8 protein-coding genes are annotated in these 6,988 nt (G+C 35.2%); 2 read left to right on the top strand and 6 right to left on the bottom strand.

Features of this window, described 5'->3' with window-relative positions; genetic code table 11:
* Window positions 1-890: 890 nt before the first annotated feature.
* Window positions 891-1,772, bottom strand: coding sequence for a nucleotidyltransferase-like protein (locus OSO01_RS20870; protein WP_147212392.1), 882 nt, complete (start codon window positions 1,770-1,772; stop codon window positions 891-893).
* Window positions 1,773-2,018: 246 nt separating this feature from the next.
* On the opposite strand from OSO01_RS20870, the gene OSO01_RS20865 reads away from it, so the two are divergent.
* The gene (locus tag OSO01_RS20865; RefSeq protein WP_147212391.1) at window positions 2,019-2,390 is read left to right on the top strand and encodes a YgzB family protein; all 372 of its coding nucleotides are present in this window, start codon (window positions 2,019-2,021) and stop codon (window positions 2,388-2,390) included.
* Between the two features lie 266 nt (window positions 2,391-2,656).
* Here OSO01_RS20865 and perR read toward each other — a convergent pair whose 3' ends face one another.
* The 4 genes from perR to OSO01_RS20845 form a co-directional block, all read right to left on the bottom strand.
* Entirely contained in the window at window positions 2,657-3,097 is a 441-nt protein-coding gene (gene perR / locus OSO01_RS20860) for a peroxide-responsive transcriptional repressor PerR (RefSeq protein ID WP_077603674.1), read from the bottom strand.
* Window positions 3,098-3,195: 98 nt separating this feature from the next.
* Entirely contained in the window at window positions 3,196-3,753 is a 558-nt protein-coding gene (locus OSO01_RS20855; RefSeq protein WP_147212390.1) for a cob(I)yrinic acid a,c-diamide adenosyltransferase, read from the bottom strand.
* A 27-nt stretch (window positions 3,754-3,780) separates the two neighbouring features.
* A complete protein-coding gene (gene bcp / locus OSO01_RS20850) occupies window positions 3,781-4,254 on the bottom strand; it encodes a thioredoxin-dependent thiol peroxidase (RefSeq protein ID WP_147212389.1) in 474 nt (157 codons plus the stop codon).
* A gap of 65 nt (window positions 4,255-4,319) precedes the next feature.
* Window positions 4,320-4,754: a potassium channel family protein gene (locus tag OSO01_RS20845; RefSeq protein WP_147212388.1), complete on the bottom strand. Its 435-nt coding sequence runs from the start codon at window positions 4,752-4,754 to the stop codon at window positions 4,320-4,322.
* Between the two features lie 346 nt (window positions 4,755-5,100).
* On the opposite strand from OSO01_RS20845, the gene OSO01_RS20840 reads away from it, so the two are divergent.
* Window positions 5,101-6,399 (top strand): glutamate-1-semialdehyde 2,1-aminomutase, encoded by a 1,299-nt coding sequence (locus OSO01_RS20840; protein ID WP_147212387.1) that lies wholly within the window; start codon window positions 5,101-5,103, stop codon window positions 6,397-6,399.
* A 69-nt stretch (window positions 6,400-6,468) separates the two neighbouring features.
* Here OSO01_RS20840 and OSO01_RS20835 read toward each other — a convergent pair whose 3' ends face one another.
* Window positions 6,469-6,984 (bottom strand): GNAT family N-acetyltransferase, encoded by a 516-nt coding sequence (locus OSO01_RS20835; RefSeq protein WP_147212386.1) that lies wholly within the window; start codon window positions 6,982-6,984, stop codon window positions 6,469-6,471.
* Between the last annotated feature and the right edge of the window lie 4 nt (window positions 6,985-6,988).

The raw sequence follows: 6,988 nt of genomic DNA, 5'->3' as shown, positions 1-6,988 counted from the left end.
ATTGCTTCGCTTCAATCAGCGACTTTATTAATATAACATAATTTCAAGTTTGTTGTCAACTTCTTTTTTTATATTTTATTAACTGAGCGCTTGCTCGAATCAGCAACGAGATTAACTTTACCATGCTAAAAATAGAAAGTCAACGATTATTTTAAAATTTATTAAAAGCAAATTTCGGATCCATCAGGGTTCGCCTTGAAACAGTACCTTAGGCAAAAGTAATATAACAATATAAAACATTGATATACCACCTTTTCTTAAGCTTATGTATTTCATATACAAATATAGAGTATCCCCTTCTAAAAGCATTAATCACATTTAATACGCATTTTGATTTTCTTTCTTTCACATGCGGTCATTCCCTTAAGACACATGCATAAAAAAGTTTATTTCTATTTTAAATATCCAATCTCATGTTAAAAAGTTTATACAAAGGCTTAAATGTCCCCCTTATTAATTCAAATAAAATAATATACGTCAGTTTTTTAATTAATTACAGATATATTTGAAGTTTCATTATGTACAGTAAAAAATACAGGTCCGATATAAATCAAAGTCCAATCCTTTTCACATATTATTATTGCAAAGTATTTGCTACTATTCTAAAAATACATTTCTCTATACCTGTCATAAAACGAGACTTCATTTAATACAGTTCCAGTTATTCTCTCCTCCAAAAGGAGAAATAAAGTTCTCTACTGTATATATGATTTGCTAAATTTAGTTTTCTCTCTAAAATCATCTTCTATAAGTAATAATTGAAACCTGCTACAGCCATAATGATATAATCAAGAAACAGAAACCAAAAATTACTTATTCCACAACTTCATAAAAATTGCAGGATAAGTAATTAGTTTTCTCACCGAAAACTTCTGTTTCAGATACCATTATCATACTTCCTCTAGTTCTTTCACCTTGTACATTCTCTGAAATACATCCGGATTTTTAGTAGGAACCAGTTTCATATCAATAATATCCTTTTCTTCTAAATAAGATACAATTGCATGTAAATCTAAGGTATAGTGTTCTATCTCCGGTAAAGCTTTAATAGAAGCATATGAGCAATAATCATCTTCTTTGCTTAATAAATTTAGCAGATGTGCTGCGGCGGACTCTGCTTTATTCAACATAACAAAATCCATTGCAATCAGCATTAATTCAATTCTCTTTTCTAAATTTTCTGTGCTGTCCATCAATTTTTCATATAGTTTGTACACTTCTAAATCAATACTCTTTACCTGATTCCACACAGTTACTTCTGGATAATAGCCTTGATCAACAACAGATAACCTCGCTAAATAGTGCAGGGCATTTAAAATTTTACTATAAGAATCCATAACCTCCTTTGATTCATATAACGCTTTTCCTTCACTAAAGTTTTTCAACAGTTTTCCGAAATCAATTATCTTTCTGAGTGTACGTTTGTCCTCCGGGAACGATTGAAGTTCATCTTTTAATCCCTTTATAAACTCATTTCTGTCATAAACTTTTCTTCCATAGATAACCCATTCTGCTGCACGCCTGTAACCACTTGTGTCAATCCAATCCATCAGAATCGATCTCGTTACAATATGCATAGCTACCGTTTGTCCATTCACCTCATAATGTTTTACAAACCAATCCACTTCTTGATTTTCAACAATAATCAATAAAATACTATCAAATTCATCCGTAATTGGACGGTCAAATTGAGTTTTCTCCACAACAAGTATGCCTAATGTATTTGGATTACTTGCATGCTCTTGATAAATCATTCTTTGAAAATTCTCCATGATAACAGTTGCCTCCCTGTTTTCCCTCTAATTAAACATAATTCTATATATACTTTTAAAAACCCTTTTTTGAACTATAGGAAAGTATAAAATTTTACTGAAGGATAGTAATCGTAATACTGGCAGTTCCTCAGTACAAGTAACCAATCCGATGTCATTTTACGGCTTGGCTTGTGAAGTTTTCTTTAATATTCATTCTTCTAATATTCTATGATATACTAAATTTGTATCTTAAGGGGGATTTAAATGGCACAACAAATGACTTACTCAAGTAAAATAAATAAAATCCGTACCTTTGCCTTAATCCTTGTGTTTGCTGGTATCTTAATAATGTATGGTGGAATTATGGCTCGTCGTATTGAATGGTTAATGCTTATCCTTTTTGTGTTAGGTGTACTGATGATTGTACTTAGCTGTGTTGTATACATATGGATTGGCACCTTATCCTTAAGAGCAGTTCCTGTTATATGTCCAAACTGTGAAAAGCCTACAAAAATGCTAGGCCGGGTAGATGCCTGCATGCATTGCAAAGAACCGCTGACATTAGATAAGAATTTAGAAGGTAAGGAATTCGATGAACGGTATAATAATCGCAAATTCCGTGAAGAAAATAAATAATTAAAAAGCACCATGCCTTTGTGAAAATAAATTCTCACTTAAGTATGGTGCTTTTTTGATGATAATCTGAAAGCTTGTATTAACTTGTTCTTTCGTAAGCCTGAACTATTTTATGCTATACTTATATGCAATATATTTAAATTTTAGTTCGCGGAAGAGCTGCATAAAATCTAGAATTTCTGCCATAAAACAAAAAATGACTGGAGATAGTACACGAGCCTTAATAAATACTATCTCCAGTCATTTTTTTACATATTTAAAATCTCTTATTTTGCCGCATGCTGCTCCTTGCAGGCATTGCATGTACCATAAACTTCCAGGCGATGATGACTGACATCAAAACCTGTGACCTGCTCTGCAAGCGATTCTACTTCATCTAATGAAGGATAATGAAAATCAACAATCTTTCCACACTGATTACAAATGATATGATAATGATCTGATGTATTACAATCAAATCTACTTGAGGAATCTCCATAAGTGAGCTCTCTGACCAGTCCAATATCTTTTAATACACGCAAATTATTATATACTGTTGCAACACTCATATTTGGAAACTTTCCTTCAAGTGCTTTATATATATCATCCGCAGTCGGGTGAACCATTGAATTAAGCAAATACTCCAGTACGGCGTGTCGTTGTGGTGTAATGCGGACGCCTGACTGTTTTAATGTATCAATTGCTTGCCGTAATTTATCTTCAGACACCCTAAACACCTCTCTTCCCAATTAATAAAATTATTAGATTATAATTCTTATAATTAGTTTATCGCCCTGTGTTCATAATGTCAATTAATTCACGTAAATCAAACATTAGTGTGGAGTTGCTTTTCTTCTCCACCTAATTGCTGATTTACATATCTGGCAGCAACAAATAAATAATCCGATAACCGGTTCAAATAACCGAAAACAAGCTTATTCTCTACTTCATCTTCCAATCCTACTGTTAAACGTTCTGCCCGTCTGGCCACTGTGCGAGCATGATGTAACGCACTTGCTGCCCGATGGCCTGATGGAAGAATAAAATTCTTCAACGGTTCAAGTGATTTATCCCATTCATCAATTTGTTTTTCCATCTCATCAATATGTTTCTGCTCAAGCTTCCAATAAACTTCTTTATCTTTTGGCGTAGATAATTCTGCACCAACATGAAAAAGAATTGTCTGTACACGTTGTAACTGGTCAAGAAATGCATGCTTACCGTCCCAGCTTGTTTCTTCTATATAACTTGCTGCCAGTCCAATGCTAGAATTCACTTCATCACAGGTCCCGTACGCTTCTACTCTTAAATGATTTTTCGGTACACGTTGTCCGTAAACCAGCGATGTTTGTCCTTTATCTCCAGATCTTGTATAGATTCGCATGTTATTCCATCTCCAATCCCGAAATACTTAATCTGCACTATTTTCTTTTAAATAGTTTAAAGCATCCAGTACATGATCTTTCACTCGAACCTTTCGATACTCTTTGACAAGGTTTCCTTCTTTATCAAGAATAAATGTAGAACGTTCAATACCGTAATATTCTTTTCCAAAATTTTTCTTCAGCTTCCATACTCCAAATTGATCGGCCACCTGGTGATCTTCATCTGAAAGTAAAGTAAACGGCAAATCATGCTTATCAATAAATTTTTGATGACGAGCTTCCGGATCCGGACTAATGCCGACTATTACTGCGTCCAACTCTTCAAAGCTTTCATGATTATCTCTGAAATCACATGCTTCCGTGGTGCACCCCGGGGTCATATCCTTTGGATAAAAATATAAAACAACGTACTTTCCTTTAAAATCAGATAAGCTTACTTTTTCGCCATCCTGATTTGGTAATGTAAAATCATTTACTTTTGTTCCTAATTCGATTGGCATCTAATCCCTCCAATTATAAATGAGTCCCTTTTCTCTCTTAAATATAGCATATTACAAAATTAGATTCATTTATCACTGTCACGGCTGCTGATTTGTACAACCTTTAATACAAAAGCAGCAGGCAGGATGTACCCAATCAAAGCTTCGGAAATAGCAATAATTCTTCCAATGCCGACTGGAGCCAGATCTCCATAGCCAAGGGTCAATATTGTTACACCGCTAAAATAGATGGAATGGATAACTGATCCCCATATGGTTACCTCTCTTAATTCTCCATGCTCAACGATGACAATCCCTTGAAAGGATAAAATGAAATAAATCAGACCATAACCGACCATTGTAATGCAATAAACAACAAGCATTGCTATAAAAATTTCTAAAGAGAAATGCCCTTCCTTCATTTGTATACGTGAATGAATTGATTTATATTGAATAAAATCATAGATGCTTTTACCGATTAAAACCATAATCAGGATAAAGAATATCCAAGGGATACCCATTTCTTTTGCTCCTTCCAAATAATCTTTTCTATGGAACAGCTGCTAGTGACAAGCATAAAGGTTAATACGGCATATGATTAGCAAGCTCCAGACACCAGAAGAGATAAAATTTAAACGGTCCAAAATCCAGGTTCAGATCACTATATCTTTAAACAGTCACTCTTCACTATCTAATGTATATGCGGAAATTGAAACAGTTTGTACAAGTTTTCCATTCATTTTTTTGTTATATTAGTAATTGGGGTAAAAATAAACAGAGAAAATCTGCTTTTTACCTTTTTTAGATGAACTTGTAAGGTAACGTTCAGATACTTTACTGGTTGGGCAGAATGAGGAGGAAAACAAAATGAAATTTACAAATTCTGAAAAGCTGCATGAGGAAGCTTTACAACATATCGTCGGCGGAGTTAATTCTCCTTCCCGCTCCTATAAAGCTGTTGGCGGAGGATCTCCTGTATATATGAAAAGAGGTCAGGGAGCCTATTTCTGGGATGTCGATGATAATAAATATATTGACTATTTAGCTGCATACGGGCCAATCATAACTGGTCACGCACATCCGCATATTGCAAAAGCTATTGCTGAAGCAGCAACAACTGGAGTTCTTTACGGAACACCAACGGAACTTGAAAACACATTTGCAAAAATGTTAAAAGAAGCCATGCCTTCATTAGAGAAGGTTCGTTTTAATAATTCAGGTACAGAGGCTGTGATGACAACCATTCGTGTAGCCCGCGCCTATACAAACAGAACAAAAATTATTAAATTTGCCGGATGCTATCATGGACACTTTGATGCTGTATTGGTGGAGGCAGGATCTGGACCGTCAACACTGGGTACACCAGATTCAGCAGGTGTTCCTGCTTCCAGTGCTGCAGAGGTAATTACCGTTCCATTTAATAATTTAAAAGCCTTTAAAGAAGCATTAAAAGCATGGGAAGGTGAAATTGCAGCTGTAATCGTTGAACCAATTGTAGGTAACTTCGGAATTGTAGAACCTTTTGAAGGTTTTTTAGAAGAAGTAAATGAACTTACCCACCGCGCCGGTGCTCTTGTCATTTATGATGAGGTGATTACTGCATTTCGTTTCACTTATGGAAGTGCACAGCAGCTCTACAATATTGAGCCGGACTTAACAGCAATGGGTAAAATTATTGGCGGTGGTCTCCCAATCGGCGCTTACGGCGGCCGAAAGGATATCATGGAACAGGTTGCACCACTCGGACCAGCTTACCAGGCAGGAACTATGTCGGGAAATCCCGCTTCTATGGCAGCAGGTATTGCCTGCTTAGAGGTTTTAAGAGAAGACGGTGTATATGAAGAATTAGAACGACTCGGAAAACGCCTGGAAGAAGGTATTCTGGAAAAAGCAGAAGAAAATGATATTCATATTACAGTTAATCGTCTCCGCGGAGCTCTAACTGTATACTTCGGAGTCGACAAAGTCACAAACTATAGAGAGGCCGAAGCTTCAAATGGAGAAGCCTTTGCAACGTTCTTCCAGCTTATGTTGAGAGAAGGCATTAACCTGGCACCTTCTAAATACGAAGCCTGGTTCTTAACAACAGAGCATACAGATTCTGATATCGAAAATACGATTGATGCGGTTGGCCGTGTATTTGCAAAAATGGCAGAGAATCAATAATAAAGGTAACACAATAGAAAGGTCTTCACCGGATATAGCTATATCCGGTGAAGACCTTTCTTGTATCCGTTAAACTAATGAAATCAAAAACCTTCTAGTTATATTTCCTTTCTCATCTTTAAAAGAAGATATCTCTCCTCCCCCGCAATTTATAATAACTTTAGCTGAAAATTGATTTTTTTGATTGCAGGTTATTAGAGCTTCTTGTATTTGCATCTTTTTTAAATAAATTAAGGAATGCTCCAGTATTTTTGTTGCATATCCTTTATTGCGTTCATTTGGCGCAACTCCATAGCCTATATGTCCGCCAATTTCTTTTAACCCATCATTTAACTCATGTCTAATATTAGACGCACCAACAATATCATCTCCAATAAAGAGAAAAAATGTAGAATTAGGAACGAAATTATGATTGAAATTAGCTTGTTTACTCGCAGAAAGATATTCAATAAAGTGCTGATAATTTTTATACCGTTTTATCTCCGTCGCTGTTGGAATTACTATTTCTTCTTTTAAATACCATTGATTAATATAACGGTAAAAAGCTGTTTCATCTTCTGTTTTCAACTCTCGAAAAGTTTGCATCGAA

The organism is Oceanobacillus sojae, assembly GCF_007991515.1.
Taxonomy (GTDB): Bacteria; Bacillota; Bacilli; order Bacillales; family Amphibacillaceae; genus Oceanobacillus; species Oceanobacillus sojae.
Note: the sequence above shows the minus strand (reverse complement) of the source record. Positions and strands in the feature narration are given on the sequence as shown.

What these genes read in the sequence shown, in the direction of transcription:
- OSO01_RS20870 (WP_147212392.1), bottom strand. Translation starts at nt 1,772, where the DNA reads ATGGAGAATTTTCAAAGAATGATTTATCAAGAGCATGCAAGTAATCCA.
- OSO01_RS20865 (WP_147212391.1), top strand. Translation starts at nt 2,019, where the DNA reads ATGGCACAACAAATGACTTACTCAAGTAAAATAAATAAAATCCGTACC.
- OSO01_RS20855 (WP_147212390.1), bottom strand. Translation starts at nt 3,753, where the DNA reads ATGCGAATCTATACAAGATCTGGAGATAAAGGACAAACATCGCTGGTT.
- bcp (WP_147212389.1), bottom strand. Translation starts at nt 4,254, where the DNA reads ATGCCAATCGAATTAGGAACAAAAGTAAATGATTTTACATTACCAAAT.
- OSO01_RS20845 (WP_147212388.1), bottom strand. Translation starts at nt 4,754, where the DNA reads ATGGGTATCCCTTGGATATTCTTTATCCTGATTATGGTTTTAATCGGT.
- OSO01_RS20840 (WP_147212387.1), top strand. Translation starts at nt 5,101, where the DNA reads ATGAAATTTACAAATTCTGAAAAGCTGCATGAGGAAGCTTTACAACAT.
- OSO01_RS20835 (WP_147212386.1), bottom strand. Translation starts at nt 6,984, where the DNA reads ATGCAAACTTTTCGAGAGTTGAAAACAGAAGATGAAACAGCTTTTTAC.